19 protein-coding genes are annotated in these 25,627 nt (G+C 42.2%); 12 read left to right on the forward strand and 7 right to left on the reverse strand.

Features of this window, described 5'->3' with window-relative positions; all coding sequences use genetic code 11:
* The first annotated feature begins 260 nt into the window (after positions 1–260).
* From OOA_RS18405 to OOA_RS18420, 4 genes are all read left to right on the forward strand, one after another.
* Positions 261–5,201, forward strand: coding sequence for a DNA repair ATPase (locus tag OOA_RS18405; RefSeq protein ID WP_008913681.1), 4,941 nt, complete (start codon positions 261–263; stop codon positions 5,199–5,201).
* A 29-nt stretch (positions 5,202–5,230) separates the two neighbouring features.
* Positions 5,231–5,812 carry a rhomboid family intramembrane serine protease gene (locus OOA_RS18410; protein ID WP_008913682.1) on the forward strand — a complete coding sequence of 194 codons (582 nt, stop codon included), beginning with the start codon at positions 5,231–5,233 and terminating at the stop codon, positions 5,810–5,812.
* A gap of 180 nt (positions 5,813–5,992) precedes the next feature.
* Positions 5,993–6,529 carry an isochorismatase family protein gene (locus tag OOA_RS18415; RefSeq protein WP_008913683.1) on the forward strand — a complete coding sequence of 179 codons (537 nt, stop codon included), beginning with the start codon at positions 5,993–5,995 and terminating at the stop codon, positions 6,527–6,529.
* Positions 6,530–6,817: 288 nt separating this feature from the next.
* Positions 6,818–7,060 carry a hypothetical protein gene (locus OOA_RS18420; protein ID WP_008913684.1) on the forward strand — a complete coding sequence of 81 codons (243 nt, stop codon included), beginning with the start codon at positions 6,818–6,820 and terminating at the stop codon, positions 7,058–7,060.
* 204 nt (positions 7,061–7,264) lie between these two features.
* Here the strand turns inward: OOA_RS18420 and OOA_RS18425 are convergent, their stop codons facing one another.
* Positions 7,265–7,927, reverse strand: a complete 663-nt coding sequence (locus tag OOA_RS18425) for a helix-turn-helix transcriptional regulator (RefSeq protein WP_008913685.1) — start codon at positions 7,925–7,927, stop codon at positions 7,265–7,267.
* Between the two features lie 74 nt (positions 7,928–8,001).
* Between OOA_RS18425 and OOA_RS18430 the strand changes: the two genes are divergently transcribed.
* Positions 8,002–9,411, forward strand: coding sequence for an MFS transporter (locus OOA_RS18430; protein ID WP_008913686.1), 1,410 nt, complete (start codon positions 8,002–8,004; stop codon positions 9,409–9,411).
* Between the two features lie 232 nt (positions 9,412–9,643).
* On the opposite strand, the gene OOA_RS18435 is transcribed toward OOA_RS18430, so the two are convergent.
* The gene (locus tag OOA_RS18435) at positions 9,644–10,456 is read right to left on the reverse strand and encodes an SEL1-like repeat protein (RefSeq protein WP_008913687.1); all 813 of its coding nucleotides are present in this window, start codon (positions 10,454–10,456) and stop codon (positions 9,644–9,646) included.
* 5 nt (positions 10,457–10,461) lie between these two features.
* Positions 10,462–11,712: a hypothetical protein gene (locus tag OOA_RS19850; protein WP_008913688.1), complete on the reverse strand. Its 1,251-nt coding sequence runs from the start codon at positions 11,710–11,712 to the stop codon at positions 10,462–10,464.
* Between the two features lie 398 nt (positions 11,713–12,110).
* Here OOA_RS19850 and hutW point away from each other — a divergent pair, with 398 nt between their 5' ends.
* Complete coding sequence (gene hutW, locus OOA_RS18445) at positions 12,111–13,409, forward strand: heme anaerobic degradation radical SAM methyltransferase ChuW/HutW (protein ID WP_236611279.1); 1,299 nt, start codon at positions 12,111–12,113, stop codon at positions 13,407–13,409.
* Between the two features lie 11 nt (positions 13,410–13,420).
* A complete protein-coding gene (gene hutX / locus OOA_RS18450) occupies positions 13,421–13,915 on the forward strand; it encodes a heme utilization cystosolic carrier protein HutX (RefSeq protein WP_008913690.1) in 495 nt (164 codons plus the stop codon).
* Between the two features lie 111 nt (positions 13,916–14,026).
* Here the strand turns inward: hutX and OOA_RS18455 are convergent, their stop codons facing one another.
* A complete protein-coding gene (locus tag OOA_RS18455) occupies positions 14,027–15,511 on the reverse strand; it encodes an MFS transporter (RefSeq protein WP_008913691.1) in 1,485 nt (494 codons plus the stop codon).
* A gap of 95 nt (positions 15,512–15,606) precedes the next feature.
* On the opposite strand from OOA_RS18455, the gene OOA_RS18460 reads away from it, so the two are divergent.
* The 5 genes from OOA_RS18460 (at position 15,607) to OOA_RS18480 (ending at position 21,291) form a co-directional block, all read left to right on the forward strand.
* Positions 15,607–16,149: a TetR/AcrR family transcriptional regulator gene (locus OOA_RS18460; RefSeq protein ID WP_008913692.1), complete on the forward strand. Its 543-nt coding sequence runs from the start codon at positions 15,607–15,609 to the stop codon at positions 16,147–16,149.
* 200 nt (positions 16,150–16,349) lie between these two features.
* Positions 16,350–17,192 carry a helix-turn-helix domain-containing protein gene (locus OOA_RS18465; protein ID WP_008913693.1) on the forward strand — a complete coding sequence of 281 codons (843 nt, stop codon included), beginning with the start codon at positions 16,350–16,352 and terminating at the stop codon, positions 17,190–17,192.
* A 129-nt stretch (positions 17,193–17,321) separates the two neighbouring features.
* Entirely contained in the window at positions 17,322–19,484 is a 2,163-nt protein-coding gene (locus tag OOA_RS18470; RefSeq protein WP_008913694.1) for a TonB-dependent siderophore receptor, read from the forward strand.
* Positions 19,485–19,489: 5 nt separating this feature from the next.
* Positions 19,490–20,389 carry a PepSY-associated TM helix domain-containing protein gene (locus OOA_RS18475; RefSeq protein ID WP_008913695.1) on the forward strand — a complete coding sequence of 300 codons (900 nt, stop codon included), beginning with the start codon at positions 19,490–19,492 and terminating at the stop codon, positions 20,387–20,389.
* The gene (locus OOA_RS18480) at positions 20,386–21,291 is read left to right on the forward strand and encodes an ABC transporter substrate-binding protein (RefSeq protein ID WP_201764611.1); all 906 of its coding nucleotides are present in this window, start codon (positions 20,386–20,388) and stop codon (positions 21,289–21,291) included. The genes OOA_RS18475 and OOA_RS18480 overlap by 4 nt, the downstream gene beginning before the upstream one ends.
* Before the next feature lie 348 nt (positions 21,292–21,639).
* On the opposite strand, the gene glmS is transcribed toward OOA_RS18480, so the two are convergent.
* The 3 genes from glmS to OOA_RS18495 all read right to left on the reverse strand — a co-directional run bounded on the left by glmS (position 21,640) and on the right by OOA_RS18495 (position 25,614).
* A complete protein-coding gene (gene glmS / locus OOA_RS18485) occupies positions 21,640–23,472 on the reverse strand; it encodes a glutamine--fructose-6-phosphate transaminase (isomerizing) (RefSeq protein WP_008913696.1) in 1,833 nt (610 codons plus the stop codon).
* A gap of 219 nt (positions 23,473–23,691) precedes the next feature.
* A complete protein-coding gene (gene glmU, locus OOA_RS18490; protein ID WP_008913697.1) occupies positions 23,692–25,062 on the reverse strand; it encodes a bifunctional UDP-N-acetylglucosamine diphosphorylase/glucosamine-1-phosphate N-acetyltransferase GlmU in 1,371 nt (456 codons plus the stop codon).
* 126 nt (positions 25,063–25,188) lie between these two features.
* Positions 25,189–25,614, reverse strand: coding sequence for a F0F1 ATP synthase subunit epsilon (locus OOA_RS18495; protein WP_040691927.1), 426 nt, complete (start codon positions 25,612–25,614; stop codon positions 25,189–25,191).
* Between the last annotated feature and the right edge of the window lie 13 nt (positions 25,615–25,627).

Below are 25,627 nucleotides of genomic sequence, written 5' to 3' on the forward strand. Positions count from 1 at the left end.
CATGTAGGCGATAAACGAAGCTAGTCGGGAAGCATAACATTAATAGCTATGTGACTCGGCTAACTGAGAATGTAGTCAACAACCATGCAACTTGAAGTATGAGGGTATATCAAGTTCAAAGGCATACTCTCTGGGTATGCTTGTTTTAATGTGTTGTTATACCCCAACTCATGGTTATTACGGCTGAGTGTCAAAGCCAATGATATCCTGAAAGATAAATTTGCTGGGTATAAGTTTGAGCCAAGGAAATCAGTCACACCATGTCAAATATTCAAGATACGAATAACGAACAGGAAATACTGGATAGCGCTGTTGCACAAGGTGGAGCTTATGACATATTACGTAAGCGTCTCACCGAACAAGGTCAGCAGCTCCACCAAAAAGCGGTACAACTCAATGACAGTCGTTTACAAGAGTTTGGCCAAAGCCAAATGGACATTATTGGCCGTATTCGTATTCGCACAGAAAATAATTGCCAAGCACGGGATATTGTTCGTGTGGGTGAATGGCTGCTATTTGGTTATAACGTTTTTCTTGGCCTCAAAAAAGAAACCCATCTTGAAGATGTTTTCTCGCTCTATCGATTAACTGAAAATAATGGCGAATTCGACGTTGAAACAGTCCCTTACGAAGAGACGTTCCTCAATGATACACGTTTCATTCAAGACTTTACTGAGCTATACACTTATTACAAAAACACGCAATTATTACAGCTAGTCGAACGCGACGGCAAATTACTCGCGAGCTTCCAAATTGGTGATCGGATCACTGATGTGCGTGTTTTCCGCTGGTCTATCTCCAGTGATAAACGCAAAATTGAGTACATTGATAACCGTGGTGAGCGCGATATCGCCCTACCACCTGCTTATGATTTTGAATGGACCAGAACCACTCGTGAAGACACCGTCAATGGTCGCTTCCCACATATCAATATTTTAGACACGGTCTTTGTTGAAACTATTGGTGGTGATCTCACCATTAAATGCGAAAACAACACAGAAGATGGTTTAGGGATTTATCGCGAAGCCGTTCTCGATAAAAACCAATCTCTCGATGATGGTCAAATTGAATATGCTCAGACGGGCAGTTTAATTTTACTGAAAATATTACCTTACCGCGAAGAAAGCTGGCGTTATCTGGTTTACAACACGTTGACGCAATCTGTGCAACGTATTGATGCTATTGGTCAAGCATGCGTGCAGCTACCGGAAGACCACGGTATTATTTTCCCTGGTGGTTATTACCTGCAAAATGGTGAGTACAAAACCTTTGATCAGCCTATGGATGGCATGCGTTTTCGCCGTCTGCGTCGCTCACCAAACGGTGAGGATGTGCTGTATGTTTTCTATTCGCCAAATCAAGGTCGTATTGCCCTATTTAACTATAATTTAATTGAAAGAAAGCTGGCTATTCCGCTGATCGGGCATGGTTATGCCATATTTGAAGATGGCAAGATGGTGCTATTTGAAGGGGAAGGCGAAGAAGCAACGCGCGTCCACCCAATGCAAGTATGGCAAACGCCTTTCTATTCTGATGAATTTGCCGACCAACAACCTCCTCGTGGTGGCTTTTTTGGTCGCATCGGTAACCCTGACTTGGTGCGTGGTATTTCCGAACTGTTGCATATCGCCAAAGAAATTGAAGGCAATCAAGTTTCTATCGCCCGCTATGAACAACTCAGTCAGCAACCGAAAAACCTATTAGATATCTATTATTGGTTCAATGATGAACAATGCTTAGGTCTTGGAAAATTACTCAAAGAGATCACCCAAACCAGTGAATTAGTCTTAGATGAATATGAAAAAGTAGAAAGTATTCGTCAGCAATCTGCAAAATCCATGAGCGAGGCGATTAGCCGCCAAAAATCCCTCATTTCACTGACGTTACCTGATAGTTGGCATGATATTCAGCAGTTTGTTGATGGCCTAAATGCACTCAGTGCACAGCGAGGTCACTTAATTTCCCTGCGAGAGTTCCGTTATATGGATTTAACGAAGCTCAGTCAGATGGAGACTGAAATTACCGAAGCACAACAACGTGTATCTCAAGCCACAGCGGCGTTTCTGGCGAGTGAAAAAGCATTACAGCCGTTTAGAAAACAACTGGCGACTTTTGAAGAGCAGATGGAAAGTGCTCAAAACAGCTCACAACTCGACATTCCAATGAACGGCATAGAAACCCTGTCTGCCGATTTGGATATGCTGTCGAATTTAATGGCTTCTCTAAAATTTGAAGATGTGACCCAACAAACTAGCATCATTGATGCCATCTCCCAAATTTATGCTCAATTAAACCAATCTCGCGCTCGCTTACAACAAAAACGTAAATCACAAAGCAGTGTCGAGACTGTCGCCCAATTTGGTGCCCAATTCCGTTTATTCAGCCAAGGGATTACTAACGCACTGTCACTCTCAACCGACCCTGAACGTTGCGATGATCAGTTATCACGATTATTAGTGCAGTTGGAAGAGCTAGAAAGCCAGTTCAGCAATCATGATGAGTTTCTTGAGGATATCTTATCTAAACGCGAAGAACTTATTGAGACGTTTGAATCACACAAACAAGCGTTACTTGATGATCGCCAGCGTCGTTCTCAGAACTTGCAAACGGCGGCAGAACGCCTGTTAGAAAGCTTACAGCGCCGCACCCTTCGTCTTCAGTCACAAGATGAATTGAATGCTTTTTTTGCTTCAGATCCTCTGGCTGCGAAAACCCGTGAAATCATTGAAAAACTCAAAGAAATCAATGATAACGTCAAAGCTGATGATATTGATGCACGACTGAAAGCCGCACGTGACCAAGCTATTCGCACATTGCGTGATAAAACGGATATTTTTGAAGACGGCGGCAACATCATCAAGTTGGGGCCTCGTCACCGTTTTAGCGTTAATACTCAAGAGTTGGATCTGACTATCTTGCCGAAAAATAACCAGCTTTGGTTATATCTTACGGGCACCGATTTCCAAGAACCGATCGACAATGCACAATTAGCCGAGCTACAACCCTATTGGTCAGCAACGCTTGAATCAGAATCTGACAGCGTTTATCGGGCAGAATATCTCGCTTATTCAATTATCTATGCCGCTAGCAAACGTCAAGATGGACTCGATTATGAACACATTAAATCAGCGCTGTCTGTCCCTGAAAAATTAGAGAAGATTGTTCGCGATTTTGCAGCCCCACGCTACAAAGAAGGTTATGAAAAAGGTATCCATGACCACGATGCCATCGCCATCTTAAAAAAACTGATCCCGGTTGGAGAAAGCGCAGACTTGTTGCGTTATAACCCAACTGCACGGGCTATTGCAGCAATATTCTGGGAATATGCACAAACTCTCGAATATCCAGCTCTCTGGCCAGAACGCGCCAGAACGGCAATGAACATCCATCAATTATTCCACAATGATGATGCCCTACTCGATTTACAAGCCGAAATCGAAGCGGATATCAGCCTATTTTTACAAGAACACCCAATTCCTTGTGAAGGTTACCAACAAACACAAGCGGCGGAATATCTTAGCTTTGCGTTAGCCAGAACCCCTATCGACCTTATCTACAGTAAATATGCACGTGATTTAGTGACAGCATTGCAAAGTCGATTAGAAGAAGCGCATATGTGGATTGACTTCAACCGTTCACAACAGAACCTTGCCGGTCGTTATGCACAGCGTTGGGCGTTAATTCAAAACTGGCTCCAAGGGTTATGCTCAGTACCTGAATTTGCCTATCTGATGCCTTATATTCCGGGTGCAATTGCGATTGTTATCTTGGATAAAGTGGCCTCTGCACGCTATAGCGAAGCCGACCTCTATTTTAAAGTGAGTGGCTTACTCGGCGAACATCCAACGATAGAAAATCAAACACTGTCTCTGAGTTTGGATAACTATTTCAGTCGCATGCGTCGCCAAAGAAAACAGTTCATCCCTGCATTTCGTGAATATCAGACCTTACGCCAGCGTATTGTTGTTGATGAGCGTCGTCGCCTGAAACTTCATGAATTTAAAGCTCGCCCACTGAGCTCTTTTGTGCGCAATAAGCTGATCAATGACGTCTATTTGCCGATTATTGGCGACAATATGGCGAAGCAGATCGGGGCATTAGGTGAAGGTAAGCGAACCGACTTAATGGGGCTGCTATTGATGATCTCCCCTCCTGGCTACGGTAAAACGACCTTAATGGAGTATGTTGCTGATCGTTTAGGTCTGATTTTCATGAAAGTGAATGGACCTGCTCTCGGCCATGATGTGCTATCACTCGACCCCGAGCAAGCCCCGAATGCGACAGCAAGGCAAGAGTTGGAGAAACTCAACCTCGCCTTAGAAATGGGAAATAATGTGATGCTGTATGTGGATGATATTCAGCACACGCACCCTGAATTCCTACAGAAATTTATCTCGCTATGTGATGGTACAAGGCGCATCGAAGGTATCTGGAAAGGGCAAACCAAAACCTATGACATGCGCGGCAAAAAATTCTGCGTGGTTATGGCCGGTAACCCTTACACTGAGTCTGGCGAAGTATTCCGTATTCCAGATATGTTGGCTAACCGTGCCGATATCTATAACTTAGGTGAAGTCCTTGGCGGCATGGATGAAGCCTTTGCGCTGAGCTATATCGAAAATAGTCTGACATCCAACCCTGTTCTCGCCCCACTAGCGTTGCGTGACTTAAATGACTTGTACCTTTTTGTCGATAGAGCCATGGGCAAGTCGGTCTCAACCAATGCCTTAAGCTATCCTTATTCTGATGCTGAAATTAGTGAAATCGTTTCTGTGATCAAGCACCTGATCAAATTGCGCGATGTGGTACTGAAAGTGAACCAGCAATATATTGCTAGCGCGGCTCAATCCGATAAATACCGCACCGAGCCTGCATTCCGCTTGCAGGGCAGTTACCGTAATATGAATAAACTCAGTGAAAAAGTCTCTTCGGTCATGAATGAAGAAGAACTCGAACGTTTATTAGACGACCATTACCTAGGTGAAGCGCAATTACTGACGACTGGAGCAGAAGAAAACTTGCTAAAATTAGCCGAGCTTCGCGGTACATTAACGGAACAAGAAGCCGCTCGTTGGCAGCAAATTAAGCGAGATTTCATGCGTAATAAAGCCCTTGGTGGCGATAATGCCGATGTGGGTGATCGCGTTGTTGCTCAACTTGCTGATTTGGTTGAGAGCGTACAAGCACTAAGTGCTCAATAAAAAGTGATCAATAAAAGGCGGTCATTATCATGAAGCCATGGTTGGTTCAGCGTATTAAATTGCTCGTCATCTTGACGGGATTACTGGTTGCGATACAAATTATCAACAGCCTAACGGGTTACGCGCTGACGGCCTTCGGAATAATACCAAGAACCATTGACGGGCTGGCTGGCATTCTGCTTGCCCCGTTTATTCATGGTAGTTGGAGCCATTTATTGAGTAATCTGCCGCCTTTGCTGATCCTCAGTGCATTACTCTTGCGCGATCAAATCAGGCAGTATCTGTATGCTTCACTGTTTATCATTATCACGACAGGACTCGCCGTTTGGCTGGTGGGTCGCTATGCTGTTCATGTTGGTGCCAGTGGTTGGATTTTTGGCCTTTGGGGATTACTGATCGCACAGGGCATTTTTCGCCGCCGCCTCTCTGATATTATTATCGCGATTCTGGTGCTATTTTATTTTGGCGCCATGGCATCCGGCTTATTACCCGTTCATCAAACTATCTCAACCGAATCCCACATTGCAGGCGCAATATCCGGCGGCTTTTATGCATGGTGGATAAATCAACGTCGTAAAAAATCACTGCAATCGACACCTCGAGCTTATTAGTTATCAAAACTGTCATACACTCGATTACACACCGCGATTTGAATGAAGTTTGACCATTTGAATAGCATTGTAAAACGCACTCAGAGAGCGACAAGTCTACGATATACTTTGCCATGAAATTATGATGTTAAGTGATCACAATCACCAACCTAACATATGTGTCTGATGAGGATAAGGAAAATGTCGAAAGCGCTACTGATTATCGATATGCAAAATTTTGTTATTGAGCGAATTGAATCTGGTATTAATTATTTTCCATTAAATAGTATTGATAACATGGAAAAGCTCCTTAACCGCTTTAGACATCATCAATACCCCATCCTTCATGTAAGACATCAAACTGTTGAAGAAGGCTCAGCATTACATCCTTCATCCTCCTATTGCTTTCCAATGACAGCGTTCACTGAACAAGCAAATGAACCTGTGTTTATCAAACATACCTCTTCAGCATTCGCCTCGACATCCCTAAAAGACTACATCGACCATGCTGATATATCAGAACTGATCGTGATTGGCGCGGTAGCCGGCTATTGCGTTAACTCGACGGTAAGAATGGGGGCTGATTTGGGTATTAAAATGACGGTAGTCAGCGACGCAGTCATCAGTTTTGATATTGCTAATGCAAATCTTCTAGCCGAAGATATACTTAAGGTAACTATCGGGTTACTCGATACTGAATTTGCTAAAATCGTAAATTTAACAGAGCTTACGTTCTAACAACCCTGACCACTTTAATACCCTGAAAAATAAGTAAAATAATATGGAGCGCATTATTGAAAGTTATACTTCTTTTTTTGAAAGTGGTAGCTTTGTCTCACTTACCCTATTTGCAATTACGGGATTATACCTAACCATCGAGTTAATGCCTCTTTTTGAAGGTGTTTTCGTAAGAAAAGTCAATAATTGACCTTTTCTGTTCATTCATAACATATGATTAAAAATCTAGCTACCCTCTGATTTTTAATCATAATAAGCCTCGTAAACACGATAACCTTGAGACTAAAAATGAAAACTTATTATTTTTATATGAAAGTGGATGAAGTGGTTGCTGTTGAAAAAAACAATGAGCAAGAAGCGAATAAATTAATAACGGCTGGCTTTAAAAAACAGTTTGAAGAAATCGACTCTAGCTCGGCTGAAAATGCACTAAAACGCTTTGCTGATATACGGGGTGATGAAATTGATACTATGCATGCATTTACCAGTGGTGCCGTGGTTTTAGGTCTGTTCTCTGCCATTTTAAGGTAATACAAAAAGCTGGGTTTCGCTGACCTTTTCAGATAATAGACCGCTAAGCGATCCTTTTCAATAACATCAATTAAGTCGTGTCGCTACGCAAATACTTCCTGACTGGCATATTTTTGATGGCCGAAAGCCCAACAATATTTTTATATTAGCAAACGTAGATCAATTTTAAATTCCCCACGACCGAGAACCTATCTCGGCCATGCGTTATTTCTCTGGTTGAACACGATAAACACAGCGCCCTGCGCCATCCAATAAATATTGCTCGCGTTCAACAGTTACATCATGTCCCATAATCTCGCGAAACAATTGCAGCTCTGAGCGGCAAAAATTTTGGCAAACTGTCGCAGCAGCACATATCGGACAGTGGTTTTCAATAAACAACCAACTATCACCTTCTTGCTCAACGTGTGCCATATAGCCTTCTTCACTGCGAATTTCGGCTAATTCCTGCAATCGTTCAACAAATGATAGTGATGTGCAACGAGATAGATATTTGGTTTTTATCTCACCTTCTCTTTGGCTGATCAGCTTCTCTAACCCTTCATTACCAAAAATATTTCGCACAGAATCAATCAGCTGTAATGCTAATTGGGCATGAGTATCAGGGAAGCGTTGATGTCCCAATTCGGTTAATACCCAGTTTTGTCTTGGCCTGCCCGCGCCGGTTTGCGAAGCACATTGCACGCCTTCCACCAGCCCTAAGGATGTTAGCTTTTGCAGGTGCTGCCGCGCAGCTTCTCCCGTCATAGCTAAATCTTTTGCTATCACCGCTGTCGAGATAGGCCCTTTTGTTTTAATACAAAACAGCACTTTATCGACAGCTTGGCTAAGGTTTAAATTATCAAAGTAATTACTTGCATTAATCATGGTGTCACTCTAATATCCAAGTCGATACTTGGATATTACCTTTTTTTTAACCCTTTCGTCCAGCAGGTCTCGCTATGAGCAATGATCAATCTATCGTCACCCAAGCCAAATGGGCTGATTTACTCCGTGGCACCAATGCATTACTGACTATTGCCCTAACAGGGGGCGTCGCACTGCATGCCATCAATATTTATATCGTGACAACCATCCTACCGAGTGTCGTGAATGACATCGGCGGCCTTGAGTATTATGCATGGAATACCACCTTATTTGTTGCTACCTCAATTGTTGGCTCAGCCCTTTCCAGTAAAGTACTCAATAGCTTAGGCCCTAAATTTGCGTATTTAACTGCATTATTGATTTTCATTTTAGGTTCTATTTGGTGTGCTGCATCGCCTTCAATGTTAATCCTGCTTGGCGGTCGCGCGCTTCAAGGGCTCGGTGGTGGGATCTTATTTGCCCTGAGTTATGCCTTAATCCGTATCGTTTTTGCCGAAAAACTTTGGTCTCGTGCCATGGGGGTGATTTCTGGCATGTGGGGAATTGCAACGCTATGTGGCCCTGCTATCGGTGGAATTTTTGCCCAAAGTGGACATTGGCGTTGGGCTTTTTGGGCGCTATTACCTGTTGCGATGCTGCTGGCATTGATCGTAATGAGTCAACTTCCAGGAAAGAAAAACCAACCGCAACAGGTCAACAAACTGCCCGTCTTGGCAATTTCGCTGTTGGTCGCCTCTGTTTTAGTTATCTCTATCGGCAGTTTATCTGAGAAATTACTGTTCAATGCAATTGGATTATTAGCAGGTATCGCCATTCTTATCACCATCGCATTGATTGACGGAAGAAAAGGTAAACGCTTATTACCAACAGGGTCGTATTCATTTAAAAGCTCACTGGGTGTGCTTTATTTATCCATGAGTCTGTTGGTTGGCGGTATGACAACCGAAATTTATGTGCCTTATTTCTTGCAAACAATCCATCACTTCTCGCCATTATCTGCGGGATACCTCACGGCAATTATGGCAGCAGGTTGGACCGTTGGTGCTCTATTAAGTGCAAATAAAACGGGTCCCATCGTATTAAAGATACTCAGAGCTGGACCGGTCATCATATTTATTTCACTGGTCGTCCTCGCCATTTTGACGCCTAACTTAGCGTTAGTGCACTCGACTGTGTTGTTTATTATTTATCTACTGGCGATGATGGGAGTGGGTCTTGGCATTGGCGTTTGCTGGCCACATCTTGTTTTACGGGTATTTAATGCTGCACCCAAGGGCGAAGAAAATCTCACTTCCTCCTCAAGTATCACGATCCAATTGTATGCAACTGCCTTCTCGGCAGCACTGGTCGGCGTGGTCGTGAACAACAGTGGGCTGATTAATCCTGGGGGGATTGAAGGTGCACAGCAAGCCTCAGTTTGGCTATTTGCTGTATTTGCTATTTTCCCATTCCTAGCGGCAATATTGATCCGAAAAGTGAAATAAGCACTAAAAGTGGAATTTTGACCACCGAACACCGCGGCATCACACACAGCGGCTCTTTCTGGAAGCGATGATCTGTTATCAGCATCGAGAGCTATGATTAGGAAACGAGAATAAAAAGACATTCTGTTTCCTAACCTTAGAGGGTCACGCAAGATATTTTATCTTAAATTCAATACGTTAGTGAAAAAAATCACTAACGTAGTCTCGTCACCTTAAATACAAAAAAACGATATCATGCATTTGCATCAATTTCTTTTTGTGTGCCTCGATATTTTTTTAGGTATGCCTCTATTTTTTCCTCTACTTCATCAATGCATTTACTTACCCACGCTTTATTATTGGGATCTTGTTGCTTACATCTATCACCCTCATTCGATATTTTCACTATGTCAACGTAGGTATCGAAATTCTTTAAGTAATACGCGTACTGTCCTCTAGGATTATCTTTTGCTAATTGTTCTAAATAATATTTGGCTTTATTAAAATCATTCGGCACCCCTCCATGTCCATGCATATAAATGCCATAAAGATTACCCCCTGCGGTAAGTATTCGATTTCCATGAAGACGATAAGCTTTCTCATAGTATGAGATAGCCTTTTGCATATTTTCTTCACCACTACCATCGCCGTGTTGATAGCTGGATCCAGTAGCCAATAATGCTAATCCGTTATTGGGATTAATGTTTAAAACCCGATTTAAAAAAAAGTTAGCAAGAGTGCACTCTTCTTTTACCGTTTCCGCATAAAAATGCGGGCTATTCATATCCGTACAGCCCACGCGAAAAAACTTGAATAACAAATAGTTATCATCTTCATGGTTGCCTGCCAACGCCTTATGATACAGGTCGATGACCTGTTGCTGTGTTTTTGGGCGCGGTGTACGTTTGGGTAAATCGGGGTCATAACGCAGCTCTGTTTCAGTATAATCGAGGTTGAACAACCTATCTCTGACTGTAGGAACGGTGGGAGCATCGGTATTTTCTCCCCATGTTGGTGTACTCATCATTAATGCTCCCGTGACGATGAACAATAAAACAGATTTCATCATACTCACCTTAAATAGTTTGTCGCCAGTGAAGCTGTATATGAATATTCCGTCGCGAGATGCGCAATTAAAGCAGTATTTCCATTGCTGAGCTGGGTAAAACTGACTATATCATCAATCATTTTATCGACAGTTTGTTGTATGCTAGGCATCTGTATTGAGGGCATTTTTTGATGAAATAACACATCGGTAATGTCGGTTTGTTTACCATCATCCCAATTCACCTTAGCCATTAATTTATGAAAGTTCCCATTATCGTCATAAAAATTGGTCTCTTTCACATTTAACTCAATCGATTTAGTTCCCAACTTTTCTAAGGTAGTTAATTCATGGGATTGGCTAATGCCATCTGAATTTTTATCTTGCCACACTTTTAGCTCAGACCATTGGCTATCGCTTCGGTCAATAATGCCATCGGCATTACTATCAAATTCAGATAACGCAGAAAAACCATCTTTGGCTTTTATGTTGTTACTCAGCAAACTATCATCACCAAACAATTCTTCGCCATGATTAATCAAACCATCTTTATTTTTATCCCACACCAGTAACCCGTCATCCGGGTGTACCCAACCTGTTTGTGATTTCGTTCCTTTCTCTTCAAAGTCGAAGCTAACCCCAAAGCTATCAGCAAGGGTTTGTACACCATTACCGTTTAAGTCAATCACCAACGGTGTTCTGTAATCATCAGCCAATTCTTGTAAATCCTCATAAGCATCATCTGGCAACAATGGGATCTGAACACCTTGTATACCCGCTTTTTTTAAAACAGCTTGAATGAATTTACCGCATGTTTTTTCGCCTGTTAAACTGAAAGGGTTATAGTTTGGCGGCAAGGTTTTTCCAGATCTATAATCATTAACGACATTAAATAAATTATTCAAATCGTTACGAAACCGCTCACTATTTGACAAGATGGTTAGCGTAGAAGCATCTTTATAACGAATATGATCATTAAAGGATAAATTATCTTTCGACGAACCCCAATCTTCCCTAGGGCTAAGACCAATACTTGTTTGTTCGTACTTACCTGTTGCTGGATTAAGACCGCTAACAGTCATGTAGGTATGCCCAAAATCGGAGGTTTTATCTGTGATATTCCCCTGCTCATCATAGATTTGACTACCCCTTGGTGCTACATGGATGGTAAAACTTGGCGGTCTTGGTTCCAATGGATCAAAGTTTGGACCTAAATCTTGTTGCACATTCATATCTTCGAGTTTAAACATTTGTAGATGTTTTATCGGTTTAGTCATTTTGATGCTCCTTATGTTCGCCGTTTCCTGTTTTTATTTCCGCGCTTAACGTCAATCCCACCTTTATGAGAAAGAAAGAGAACTCGCACCATTAATGATTCTCATTCAAGATTGATAAAGCAAAATAAATCAATCCTTCTTTTTCGTCTAGCCGCGCAACATAATTGAGACTTTTTATTATTCCCGTTAAGTAATCCTGTTATGTATAGGGAATATCGACCCAACATAAATCCCCTTCCTTACCTTTCCCTCTTGACCTAAATCAAAGAGCAAGTGGTTTGTAGCTTTATAACTTGACCGTTTATTAACCTTTAAACTATAAATCTAAATGATACGAATTATCATTCTCAAAAAGGTTAACTTTGAAAACTGAACTCAATTTAACACCTCATTATGCTATGGAGGGTAATCAGCCCTTCAAAGATCGCCATGCGACTATGCCATGGCGCGGTGCAATGCCCATTAGTCCAGAAAAACGCCAACAAACTTGGCAACAGTTGATCAACACAACCCCCGTGGCTCGTAAGCGATTGGTCTACTTGCACATTCCTTTTTGTGCCACACACTGTACCTTTTGTGGCTTTTATCAAAACCGCTATAAAGTTGACGAGTGTCATCACTATACCGATGTTTTAATTCGCGAAATCGAAGCTGAAGCCGATAGCCAATTACACCAATCAGCACCGATTCATGCAGTCTATTTTGGCGGAGGTACTCCTTCGGCATTATCAGCGCATGACCTTGCCCGCATCATCAGTACGTTGAGACGCTGTTTACCTTTGGCTCCTGATTGCGAAATAACGATTGAAGGACGAGTATTGAATTTCGACAATGAGCGAATCGATGCCTGTTTAGATGCCGGAGCAAACCGTTTTTCAATTGGTATTCAATCATTTAATAGCAAGATCCGTAAAAAAATGGCCCGAACCTCAAATGGGGAAGAAGCCAGAATCTTTATGGCAAATCTGTGCCGCCGTGATCGTGCTGCCGTTGTTTGTGACCTTTTATTTGGTCTCCCCGAACAAAATGCGAAACTTTGGGGAGAAGATCTAGCGATTGCCCGCGATATTGGTCTAGATGGGGTCGATCTCTACGCACTCAATTTAATTCCGAGTACTCCACTTGGAAAAGCCGTTGAAAATGGCCGAGTTACAATCCCTTCTCCAACTGAACGTCGTGATCTTTATTTGCAAGGTTGCGAATTTATGGACAAAGAAGGCTGGCGCTGTATCAGTAATAGCCACTGGGCACGTACTACCCGCGAACGTAATTTGTATAACCTACTTATAAAGCAAGGTGCTGATTGCTTAGCGTTTGGCTCAGGTGCGGGAGGTTCGGTAAATGGATTTTCATGGATGGGAGAACGCAATCTAGAGACTTATTATGATGCCGTTAATACGGGTCAAAAACCGCTGATGATGTTAATGCGTACCATCGACCCACAATATCAGTGGCGCCATCAGCTACAAGCGGGCATTGAAACAGCTCGTGTTGTCCTCGACCAACTCACTCCACATGCTGTGAAGCTCACGCCATTATTACAACAATGGTATCAAGTGGGGCTTACGCAGGATAGTTCCAGCTGTGTCAGACTGACCAACGAAGGTCGATTCTGGGCAAGTAATATTTTGCAGTCACTCCAAGAGCTGATTGCCGAACTCAATTTACCGCAATCAGCGGTCGAAAAAACCATTTAAAGGGGGCTTTCATGAGCAATATTGCATTATCTGATTTTTTAAAAACCGAGCCAGATGGAACATTGGAAGCGATTGCAAAACAATATGATACGACGCTACTTGAGGTTGTTAAAAATCTCCCAACTTACGTACTGGCCAGCGGTGAGTCTTTTGATCTGATCTGGGATACAGTGCATGAATGGGGTACTGTCACCACGCTTGTTCATACCGAAGATGTGATCCTCGAGTTTTCAGGTGAACTGCCATCGGGTTTTCATCGACATGGCTACTTTAATCTACGCGGCAAAAAGGGCATGACAGGTCATATCAAAGCCGAAAATTGCACTCATATTGCACTGATTGAACGAAAATTTATGGGAATAGATACCGCCTCAATTCTATTTTTTAACTCGTCTGGTGACGCGATGCTTAAAATTTTCTTGGGTCGTGATGAACATCGCCAATTGCTCTCAGAACAAGTTGAAGCCTTCCGTTCACTGGCAAAAAAGTTAAAAGTATCTGTTTAATAAAACGTTAAATTATATTGATTACCAACATATGCAATCGCGGCCAACGTTACACGTGGCCGGATTTTTTTGCATAATAGATTAGCGGTATCACCACCTAATCAATGCATTTTATTTCTTTGTACGGAAAAAGTGCTGAATAAACAATATGCTCAATATCAATACAATAATTGTTGCAACCATTACCCCAAAAAAGGCTTGGTCAAAGGCGATACTGGCTTGATTAACCAATAAATCTGCACTCTCTTTTGGCAATCTCTCAGCCACAATCACCGCTTCATCAAGACTGTCATAGGCTGTTTCATTTACAGATAAGCTATCTGGCAACGATAACTTCATCGTATAAATAGCGGTCATTAATCCACCCATGAAGGTCACGCCTAGCACATTACCCATTTCATAGGCAACAGCCTCAATAGAAGCCGCCATTCCCGCTTTATCATCAGAAGCATTTAACATCACAGTTGTTGATGCCGTCGTGAAAATCACCCCCAACCCAAAGCCGACTAAGAATAAAAATGCCAGTAATATCAAACCCGTTGATGTTTGATAAACATAGGTAAGCCCGATCACCCCAACCAATGTGCATGTAAAACCAAATATCGTTAGGAGTCTTTCACCAATTTTATGTAAAAACATCCCCGCTAATGGGCCCGCTAGCACAGAAGCGACAGGAATAGGAATAATATAAAGCGCGGCATGAAGCGGCGTGTAACCCATCACCAATTGCAATCGTTGACTTAATAACAGTTCAATACCGACAATAATCACCATCGATAAGATTGCCATCACAATACCCGCACTGAAGCGCGGGTTAGTGAATAATGTAAAGTCGGTCATTGGCGATTCCGCGGCTATTTGTCGACGACTGAAGATAGTCAAAAACACGCTAGCAATCGCAGCAGAAATAATGAAAGCCCACCAATCTGTGTAAGGTTTACCGATCTCTTTCAAAGCATAAATCGCGCCAATAAGCCCAATGAGAACCAATATAGAGCCGATATAATCAATGTGTTTTGCATTTTTACCACCACATTTTGGAATTAAAAAGTAAGCAAAAGGCAAAACGAATAGAACGACAGGAACATTAATTAAGAAGACAGATCCCCACCAAAAATGGTTAAGCAATGCGCCACCAACCAATGGACCCAGCGCTGCACCACCTGATGCGACTGCCGACCAAATGCCAATCGCTAATGCACGCTCTTTTGGGTCGAGGAAAACATGTCGCACAATGGCCAATGTGGCAGGCATGCTCATAGCGGCACCCACGGCTAAAAAGCCTCTTGATAAAATCAAGCTCGTCGCTGTTGGTGAGAATGCAGCACAAAGTGAAGCCAGTGCAAATAATGGCAAACCCGCAATAAACATCTCTTTATGGCCGACACGGTCGCTGAGCATACCCGCAGCCGGTAATAGCCCCGCGACAACCAGCGGATAGGCATTCATGATCCATAATTTTTCGGAAGCCGTGGCGCCTAAGTCATGGGTTAATCGCGGTAATGCGGTATATAAAACGGTGACATCAACGACGATGAGAAAGAGTACACTCGAAATTAAAAGTAAAACAATCCAGCGTCTATAATCTGCTAGCATAAAATCATCTCTACAAGTTTATTTAGTCACTGTTTATCAGTGATCGTGCTATAATATAAATCCATACGTATGTATTGAAAAGAGGTTTTTGCTAAATGGGACGTCAACGAACAATCGATCGCGATAAAGTATTAGATGCTGCTGAAGACATCGTGATTAACCAAGGTGCAGCAGCATTGACGATCGACGCTGTTGCAAAAGCAATGGGAATATCAAAAGGTGGGGTTCAATACTGCTTTGGTAATAAAGACGCTTTAATTGATGCGATGTTTGAACGTTGGAGCTATAGCTATGATGAAATATTCAATCGTGAAATTGAGCAAGATAGCTCCCCAGAAAATAGAATCAATGCCCATCGCCTTGCCACCTGTGAACATGACAAAGCGGCAATAGCAAAAGGGGCTGCATTAATGGCTGCTCTACTACAAACACCAGAATACTTAGAAAGCACGCGTATTTGGTATCGCGATAAGCTCCGTAATTTAGACACTTCAACAGAACGTGGAAAACAGGCACGACTGATGTTCCTCGCCACAGAAGGTGCTTTTATGCTGCGCTATTTTGGCTTTATGGATATTGATGATAATGAATGGCAATCGATGTTTGCTGATATGGCCGATCTTTTAGATAAAAAATAATTCGAGTTGCGTCTAGGCAATAAACAAATATATTCTGAACAACCTGAAATATGGCCGTTAATTACCCGAAATAATTCGAGTCGCATCTAGACGACAAACGAAGATATCTCGGGGAGTATACATAAGTATGTGGCCCGTGTTGCTCAGTACAGTCAACAACGATGCGGCTTGAAGTATGAAGGGTATAAAGGTTAACAACAATGCAAAATAGTAAACAAACTCCCCTGCTCCCCAACATGGACTCATTCTTTTTCTATGGGAAAATGACACCCGAGGCGGGAAAATGGAGCAGTGAACCTTTATGGAAAGGCATCAAAATCGTTCTGATGATGAATGGTGAGTTGGAATGCCAGCCAAATAATAAAGAGGTCGTCTCTTTATCGGGAACATCCCTGTGCGTGATCGCCAACCAAAGTGAACAAGAAAGTCAGCAACGTTTTTTACAGTCTGAAGATGTTCGCTATATTTCCGTTTGTTTGTCGGATAATTTATTAGATGCCTTTAAAATTAACCAACCAGAGTTACTATCTAAAGCAAAAACTGATGGGCCTCAGTTAATTTCTCGAAATGCGGGAAGCGTATTAACTACATTGGGTAATCAAATTTTAAATTGCCCACTAAATGGATCACTCGGTGATATCTATCTCACGGGGAAAATACTCGAGTTTTGTGCCTACTCTTTTGAGTTTCTTCAACAAGATACTCACCCTATTCATACACCAAAACTGACCACTCAAGATATAAATCGATTAAATGAGATCAAAGCACTGATTTTATCTGATTTAGCAAATCCGCCAAATTTATACCAACTAAGCCGATTATCAGGCTTGAACACCCGTAAACTTAACTTCGGCTTTAAACAGTTATTTGGCAGCTCGATTGCACCATTTATCCAAGAACAGCGACTACAATTAGCTTATCGCCTCCTTTCTACAGGTGCTGAACCTGTTTCTTCCATTGCGTGGAAAGTTGGATATTCACCTGCATATCTGTCAACGAGTTTCCGCAAACGCTTCGGTTTTTCCCCCAAAGAATTATGCTGAATAAAATCAATGTGATGCTCATTTCGCGAAATTAATAGTCATAAAACTAGAAGCGACTTTTTGCTAACAAGAATGAAAATGAGATACATTCTCGTTTTACATTTTTTGTTTCTATAGGTTCGCATCTTAATGAAAAATAATACAGATAATCAAATCGTTACAAAAAAAAGAAAACTATCACCTGTATATATAGCTATCTTGCCATTGTGTATATCTTCGTTCGCCTATGCTGATGAAAAAAACGAAACTATTATCGTAACAGCAAAACCTATTCAATCACCTACTGGTAAAGTAGATGGATATGTTGCAACACGTAGTACCAGCGCAACAAAAACCAATACCGCTCTCATTGAAACACCGCAAGCTGTTAGTGTTGTCACACGCGATGAAATTACGGCTCACAATGCACAAACAGTAAGCGAAGCGCTTCGTTACACTTCAGGCGTATTGCAAACAAATGGTGCCGCAGCCTCTCGTTTTGACAATATCAGTATTCGCGGTTTTAACGTCACAAGCACAGGGATGCTAAGAGATGGTTTGCGTAGTACAACAGCACAAGCATGGCCAAAAGTAGAACCTTATGGTCTCGAGCGTATTGATGTGATCCGAGGCCCATCATCTGTTCTTTACGGACAAAATTCTCCCGGCGGTATTGTCAATCAAGTGACTAAACGTCCGTTATATCAGCCATTCCATGAGGTAGAAATCCAACATGGCAACTTTGATCGCAACCAATTTCAAGCTGATTTCAGTGGACCGGTAAATGATAGCGATAAATATTTTTATCGCCTCACAGGTATGGTGCGCAAAAGCGATACGCAAATAAAACATATCAACGACGATAAAGTTTATATTGCGCCAGCATTTACGTGGTTACCTAATGACAATACCACGTTCACTATTTTGGCTGACTATAGCCATGATGAATTTGGGGCACCTCGACCTTTCTTACCACTTGCTGGCACGCTATTACCCAACCCAAATGGCAAAGTAAATCCGAATGTGTTTCTTGATGAACCGGGTTTGAAAAATGATCGAAAACAGGCCTCTATCGGTTACCAACTCGACCATAATTTTAACGATATATTATCAGGGCATTCTGCGGCGCGTTTTAGCCACACGGATTTGAACACCAATATTGCTCAAGGCTTATCACTCTTGCCAGATATGAGAACACTCAATCGCGCGGCTTACTATTTCCGTATTAAAGGGGATGTCTACAGTTTAGATAATAATCTGAATGCGAATTGGTGGGTTAATAATACCGAGATGACTTCTCTTGTCGGTATCGATTATCGTCATACCCGAGAAGATTATTTATTGATGGCGGGTAAAGCTAGCCCGATAGATATCTTTGACCCCAATTATGGTGGGTCATATGGACCCGTCAATAACATGATGTCAAATACGCTACAAACCAGCGTTCAAGTCGGTATTTATGCACAACAGCAAGCGAAATTTGATAATGGCCTTATTTTAGTTGTTAGCGGACGCGAAGATTGGTCAGACAGTAAAACCCAAAATCGCAAAAATGCCAATACCACTGAACAACGCGATAGCAAATTTACCTATCGTACCGCTGCGATGTATTTAACCGAGATTGGTTTAGCGCCTTATGTCAGTTATTCAACCTCATTTAACCCACAGCTCGGGGTTAATTTCTATGGTAATAATTACAAACCTATCACCGCAAAACAAATTGAAGCAGGGATTAAATACCAACCGGAAAATGAGAATATCAATCTTACTCTAACCGCATTTGAGTTGAAGCAGCAAAACATGCTAACGACCGACCCCGATAACAATTTAAATAGCATTCAAATTGGCGAAGTGCGCTCTCGCGGTATTGAACTCCAAGGCGTATACATGCCAATTGAAGGGTTAAATTTAACGGCTGCCTACACCTATAACCAATTAGAAAATACCAAAACCAATAAACCTGAAGAGAAAGGCCAACGCCCTACTGGATTACCAGAACACACGGCTTCCGCATGGGCAGATTACACCATTCAAGGCGGTCAGTTACAAGGGTTAGGCTTTGGTGCTGGCGTACGCTATACCGGCTCTTCACCAGTCAACACAGATGGATCAATTTCGAACCCATCAACGACGTTAGTTGATGCTGCGGCACATTATGACCTTGGGGGGCTGTCGTCTAATCTGAAAAATTGGCGTCTAGGTGTCAACGTCACTAACTTAACCGATAAGCAATATTATACCAGTTGCTCGATGGGTGGATGTTCTGTTGGGTTTGATAGAACCATTATTGGTTCACTTCGCTATCGCTGGTGATAATGATGGCGCTATTTTTAACGCGGCGAACTTGGTTAAAAATCCATTTATGGTTGGGATTAGTAATTGGTTTTTTTATCGCAATATTAGGGATTTCAGGTTCGCTATTATTATTAAAAAAACCGATTCTTGAATGGGAGATTGGGCGAAGCGCACTGTATGCTTCCCCCCATTCTGAGCACAGTGAAGCGAATACTTCGGCGCCTGATCTCTGGCGTCAAAGTGCTCAACAAAACTATCCTCAGCTTATCAAGATTATGGGCGTTGCCTTGCCGGAAACAGGATTTATCCCTGCGACGAATGTGATGGTTTTTGGTAAAACGTCACCGTCTAATAAGCTCGGAATTGCTTTTATTGATCCTGTTGATGCCAGCGCCAAAGGTTTTGTGATTTTCGATGATTTGATTTTTTCGCAAATCGTTTCATTGCATCGTGTATTGTTGTTACCTTCAAATATCGGAAGTTGGTTAGTCCTTAGCTGCGGTGTGATGCTCACTTTATCACTTATCAGCGGTGTCATTTTATGGTGGCCTAAAAAAAGCATTAAATCTTTATTTTCAGCATTGATTGATTGGCGTAGAGGTTTGAAAGGTGCGGCTAAATGGCGGCAATGGCATTATTTCGTAGCGATTTATCTCACCATTCCCTTATTCGTCATAGCCCTAAGTGGCATCGTACTTTCACGCCCAGAGCTTTCCTCGCTTCTGTCGTTATCACCTGAAAATAAACGATTCATTTCTCAATTACACAGTGAATTGGGACTCGGATTTTCTGGTCTGATTATCGCTTTTTTCTCTGGTTTCGTTTTACCTCTTCTTTATGTGAGTGGCGTCATCATCTGGTGGAAAAAAAGAATCCACCGTCGCTCCGAAATTATTTCGCCCCTAAATAGGAATGCAAAATGACACATTTAAATGGGTGGAAAACCCTCTTATCAATCGCATTGTTAAGCTTCTCTTTGAATATACAAGCCGTTACGGTGACCGATATTACAGGACGCAAAGTTGAAGTACCCGATAATGTAAAACGTATTTTATTGGGTGAAGGCCGGATGATTTACCCAATCTCAATCTTAGAAAAAGACGCACCTTTTGCACGAATTGTTGGCTGGCAAGGTGATTTTCGCGATCTTGATGTGCAAGGCTACGCCGCATACAAAGCCGTTTTTAAACAAATAGATGATATTCCAGCAGTGGGAGGGGGTTCCGAGGATACTTTCAGTATTGAAAAAGCCTTAGCACTGCAACCTGATTTAGTCATTTTACCCTTAACGGGAGGTCATGGTCCTGGGGCGGGCAGTGAAGCCGCTAAATTATTAGAATCTGCAGGTATTGCAGTAATCCACGTCGATTTTAGTCAACATCCAATCAAAAACACCCAATTAAGTATGAAAATATTGGGTCAAGCGATTGGTAAAAATGATCAAGCCAGAGCCTTTAATGATTACTATCAGCAAAAAATGGATTATGTGACGGCAAAAATCCCTGCAAACCTACCTATTGACCAAAAAACTACCATATTTGTTGATTACTTACCGGGTCTACAAGAATGCTGTGGTTCACCGGGTAAAGGCAGTATGACGGATATGATTAATCTTGCTGGTGGAATCGCTATTGGTGAAAATATCATTCCCGGTGCTATTGGCAAATTAAACCCAGAATATATTTTAAGCCGCCAGCCAGATGTGTATGTTGCAACCGGAGTTTTTCCTGAAGGCAAACCCGGCGTCACACTTGGCTATTCAGCCACTGAGCAAGCTGCACAATCTAGCTTAAAAGTACTATCTCATCGTAAACCTATCGGATAATTAACGGCTGTCGAGCAAGGACGAGTTCATGGGTTATGGCACATATTCTATGACTCACCCGAAAATATTATTGCCTTATTATCTTTAGCGAAATGGATGCACCCTGAACTCTTTCCAGATTTAGATCCTGAATTGGAACGCAAGCAGATGTATGAGCAATTTATGCCAATCCCACCAACTGGGGTGTTTTCTATTACGTTAAAATAACTGCTTTCAATATTATAACCGCACGGTGATTATCGATTTCCATAAAAAAGCCCAGTGTGCTTTTTAATCAGCACTACTGGGCATATTTGCATCACAACTATTTTTTCTAACTAAACAACCCGCAACTTAATCGATGATTATTTATTCTACCGTTACCGATTTCGCTAAGTTACGTGGTTGGTCAACGTCAGTACCTTTGATCAACGCAACGTGGTAAGAAAGTAATTGCAGTGGAACGGTATAGAAAATAGGTGCAATCAGTTCTTCAACATGTGGCAGTGAAATAATTTTCATATTTTCACTTGGCTCGAAGCCTGCGTCTTGATCGGCAAACACATACAGTAAACCACCACGAGCACGAACTTCTTCGATGTTAGATTTTAATTTTTCCAACAATTCATTGTTCGGTGCAATGATGATGACTGGCATATCTGCATCTATGAGGGCTAAAGGTCCATGTTTTAATTCACCAGCAGCATAAGCTTCAGCATGAATATAAGAGATCTCTTTTAGTTTCAATGCACCTTCAACGGCGATTGGGAACTGCTCACCACGACCAAGAAATAACGCATGATGTTTATCAGAAAAATCTTCCGCCAGCGCTTCAATCACTTTATCCTGAGATAACATGCTTTCAATACGTGCAGGCAATGCGTGCAATGCGTTAGCAATATTCTCTTCAAGCTCAGGATTAGCCTTTTTCAAACGCCCCATAAATCCAACAAGCATCAGTAAAACGGTCAACTGAGTGGTGAACGCTTTCGTTGAAGCGACACCAATCTCAACGCCTGCTTTTGTCATCAGCGCAAATTCTGATTCACGCACCAGTGAAGAACCTGCAACGTTACAAACAGCTAGCGAGGTTAAATAACCGAGATCTTTTGCTAAACGCAGTGCTGCTAATGTATCCGCCGTTTCACCAGACTGTGAAAGGGTGATCATCAAGCTGCCATTGCGAGGAGCAGGCTTGCGGTAACGATATTCCGATGCAATTTCAACATCACAAGGAATACCCGCTAATGACTCGAACCAATAACGAGCAACCATACCGGCATTGTAAGAGGTACCACAAGCAACAATTTGGATATGTTCAACTTGAGATAAAATCTCGTTTGCTTTAGGACCTAATTCACTGAGGTCAATGCCATTGTCTTTGCTAAAACGCCCTTCAAGGGTGTTTTTAATCGCCATTGGCTGCTCATAGATCTCTTTTTGCATGTAGTGACGATAAATACCTTTATCACCCGCATCGTATTGCGCGCTTGATTCTACCTGCTCACGTTCAACAGGCTCACCTTGTTTATCAAAAATTCGGACTGTGCGACGAGTGACTTCCGCAACATCACCTTCTTCAAGATACATAAAGCGGCGAGTCACAGGCAATAATGCAAGTTGGTCTGATGCAAGGAAATTCTCACCCATACCAAGACCAATCACTAATGGGCTTCCCGAGCGGGCTGCCACTAATAATTCAGGAATACGGCTATCCATAATAACGGTACCGTATGCGCCACGTAATTGTGGGATAACCCGTTGAACGACTTCAACTAAAGAACCCCCTTTTTGCTGTTCATGATGAACAAGGTGAGCAATCACTTCAGTATCTGTCTCAGAACTAAAGACATAACCAAGTTGTTTTAACTCGTCTTTAAGTTCTAAATAGTTTTCAATAATTCCGTTATGTACTACGGCAATAAAACCAGAAGTATGTGGGTGAGCATTACGTTCGCTAGGAACACCATGCGTAGCCCAACGGGTATGTGCAATCCCCGTTCCACCTGATACCGGATTTTTCTCCGCTTCTTCCGCCAGCATTTGAACTTTACCGACTTCACGTAAGCGTTGAACATGACCTTCATGGTCGATGACGGCCAAACCGGCTGAATCATAACCACGATACTCAAGGCGGCGAAGACCTTCGATCAGAATTTCTGCGATATCACGTTGTGCGACAGCACCTACAATTCCACACATATTAATTTATTCCTAAACAAAAGGGCTCTTGCCCTTATGGTGTCGCTGCCTGATTGTTTTCACAGCTTTTGCTGTATACCCCGAGCCTTGTAGAGATTGGGGTTTATTTTTATATACTCGCCACTCTTCAAGTTGCCGCGTTGTTGACTGCACTCGAATTATTTAGAGTATTGTTAACGCTAATAGAGGAGAAACATTGTCTCCTCCTTAAAATTTATTTTATTTTTTCTTTACTGGACGCTGCCAGTTTTTAATATGGACTTGTTTAACGCGGCTAACCACTAACTCACCTTCGTTAACATCACGAGTAACCGTGGTACCAGCACCAATAGTGACACCATTAGCCACCGTTACTGGCGCGACTAGCTGAGTATCAGAACCGACAAAGACATCATCACCAATAACTGTTTTATGCTTATTTGCACCATCATAATTACAAGTGATAGTACCAGCGCCGATATTGACGTTTTCGCCTATCTGGGCATCACCTAAATAACTTAAATGACCTGCTTTAGAACCAAGGCCAAGTGAGGCATTCTTTATTTCAACAAAGTTGCCTACATGTGCTTTAGCTGCCAATTTAGCACCTGGACGTAAACGAGCAAAAGGTCCAACGGTACATTCTGTCGATAATTCAGAGTTTTCTATGACCGAGTAAGGGCTAATAACGGAGTTATCACCAATTACACAGTTTTTAAGAATACAGCCCGACTGGATATGAACGTTGTTGCCTAAAGTGACATGTCCTTCAATGATAACGTTAGTATCAATGATAATATCGCGCCCATGTGTTAATGTGCCGCGAATATCAAAACGCTCAGGGTCAATTAACATCACGCCAGCTAACAACAGCTTTTCAGCTTGTTCTTTTTGATAAATTCGCTCAAGAGCAGCAAGTTGTAAACGATTATTCACGCCTTCCATCTCACTTAGACGACTAGGGTGGACAGTTTCAATCTTGTTCCCTTCTTTGTGAGCTAAAGCAATAATGTCAGTGATATAGTATTCACCCTGCGCATTATTGTTATTCAATTGGGACAACCAGCGTTTGAAGTCTTTTCCGCTCGCGACCATGATCCCTGTATTGATTTCTTGGATCTTACGCTGCTCTTCACTCGCATCTTTTTGTTCAATAATACCAACGACTTCACCGTTTTCACGGATAATACGTCCATAGCCTGTTGGATTATCCAGAATTACGGTTAATAAACCAATGCCACCTTCAGGTTTGGCTTCAATTAACCGCTGTAAGGTGTCTTGAGCGATTAATGGCACATCACCATAAAGCATGATGACATCTTCATCATCGTGAAAATTTGGAGCAGCTTGTTGCATTGCGTGGCCAGTACCAAGCTGTTCGGCTTGTAAAACCCAGTTTAAGTTTTGCTCACCCAATTTTTCTTTCAGTAAATCACCACCGTGTCCATATACAAGGTGGATGTCTGACGCACCTACTGATTTAGCTGTATCTATTACATGCTGAACCATTGATTTACCTGCTAATAAATGCAGGACTTTAGGCAGTTCTGAATACATTCGAGTGCCCTTACCAGCAGCAAGAATGACGACACTTTTTCTTTGCACAGTCATAATTTCCTGAAACTCCAACTTTGGGGGGAAAGTAAACCTATTTCCTTCATAAAATACTACATATTTCGCACAAATAAAAAAGCCAGTCAGGTATTAACTAACTGGCTTCTCACTAAACTGCCGTCATTACATCCGCTTTTTAGTCAACTCGATCACTCGAAGTTTGGCTATTGCTTTCGCAAGTTCTGCCGATGCCTGAGCATAATCAACATCACCGTGCGCTTTACGGACATGATCTTCCGCTCTGCGTTTAGATTCTAGCGCACGCGCTTCATCTAAATCTTTACCACGGATAGCCGTATCAGCCAGTACGATAACACCAATTGGTTGCACTTCTAAAATACCACCAGAGAGGTAAATTAGCTCTTCTTCACCAGATTGCTTAGTAATACGTACCATGCCCGGTTTTATGGCAGTCAGCAGCGGGGTGTGCTGTGGATAAATCCCCAGTTCACCTTCACTACCTGTCACCTGAATTTTCTGTACCAGTCCTTCAAACATCTGTTTTTCAGCACTGACAACTGTCAGGTGGTATGTCATTGCAGCTACCATATCAAACTCCCGT

This window comes from Providencia burhodogranariea DSM 19968 (genome assembly GCF_000314855.2).
Taxonomy (GTDB): domain Bacteria; phylum Pseudomonadota; class Gammaproteobacteria; order Enterobacterales; family Enterobacteriaceae; genus Providencia; species Providencia burhodogranariea.

Bases quoted from the DNA above. Each gene is read 5' to 3' on its own strand.
- OOA_RS18405 (WP_008913681.1), top strand. From the start codon at position 261: ATGTCAAATATTCAAGATACGAATAACGAACAGGAAATACTGGATAGC.
- OOA_RS18410 (WP_008913682.1), top strand. From the start codon at position 5,231: ATGAAGCCATGGTTGGTTCAGCGTATTAAATTGCTCGTCATCTTGACG.
- OOA_RS18415 (WP_008913683.1), top strand. From the start codon at position 5,993: ATGTCGAAAGCGCTACTGATTATCGATATGCAAAATTTTGTTATTGAG.
- OOA_RS18420 (WP_008913684.1), top strand. From the start codon at position 6,818: ATGAAAACTTATTATTTTTATATGAAAGTGGATGAAGTGGTTGCTGTT.
- OOA_RS18425 (WP_008913685.1), bottom strand. From the start codon at position 7,927: ATGATTAATGCAAGTAATTACTTTGATAATTTAAACCTTAGCCAAGCT.
- OOA_RS18430 (WP_008913686.1), top strand. From the start codon at position 8,002: ATGAGCAATGATCAATCTATCGTCACCCAAGCCAAATGGGCTGATTTA.
- OOA_RS18435 (WP_008913687.1), bottom strand. From the start codon at position 10,456: ATGAAATCTGTTTTATTGTTCATCGTCACGGGAGCATTAATGATGAGT.
- OOA_RS19850 (WP_008913688.1), bottom strand. From the start codon at position 11,712: ATGACTAAACCGATAAAACATCTACAAATGTTTAAACTCGAAGATATG.
- hutW (WP_236611279.1), top strand. From the start codon at position 12,111: ATGGAGGGTAATCAGCCCTTCAAAGATCGCCATGCGACTATGCCATGG.
- hutX (WP_008913690.1), top strand. From the start codon at position 13,421: ATGAGCAATATTGCATTATCTGATTTTTTAAAAACCGAGCCAGATGGA.
- OOA_RS18455 (WP_008913691.1), bottom strand. From the start codon at position 15,511: ATGCTAGCAGATTATAGACGCTGGATTGTTTTACTTTTAATTTCGAGT.
- OOA_RS18460 (WP_008913692.1), top strand. From the start codon at position 15,607: ATGGGACGTCAACGAACAATCGATCGCGATAAAGTATTAGATGCTGCT.
- OOA_RS18465 (WP_008913693.1), top strand. From the start codon at position 16,350: ATGCAAAATAGTAAACAAACTCCCCTGCTCCCCAACATGGACTCATTC.
- OOA_RS18470 (WP_008913694.1), top strand. From the start codon at position 17,322: ATGAAAAATAATACAGATAATCAAATCGTTACAAAAAAAAGAAAACTA.
- OOA_RS18475 (WP_008913695.1), top strand. From the start codon at position 19,490: ATGGCGCTATTTTTAACGCGGCGAACTTGGTTAAAAATCCATTTATGG.
- OOA_RS18480 (WP_201764611.1), top strand. From the start codon at position 20,386: ATGACACATTTAAATGGGTGGAAAACCCTCTTATCAATCGCATTGTTA.
- glmS (WP_008913696.1), bottom strand. From the start codon at position 23,472: ATGTGTGGAATTGTAGGTGCTGTCGCACAACGTGATATCGCAGAAATT.
- glmU (WP_008913697.1), bottom strand. From the start codon at position 25,062: ATGACTGTGCAAAGAAAAAGTGTCGTCATTCTTGCTGCTGGTAAGGGC.
- OOA_RS18495 (WP_040691927.1), bottom strand. From the start codon at position 25,614: ATGGTAGCTGCAATGACATACCACCTGACAGTTGTCAGTGCTGAAAAA.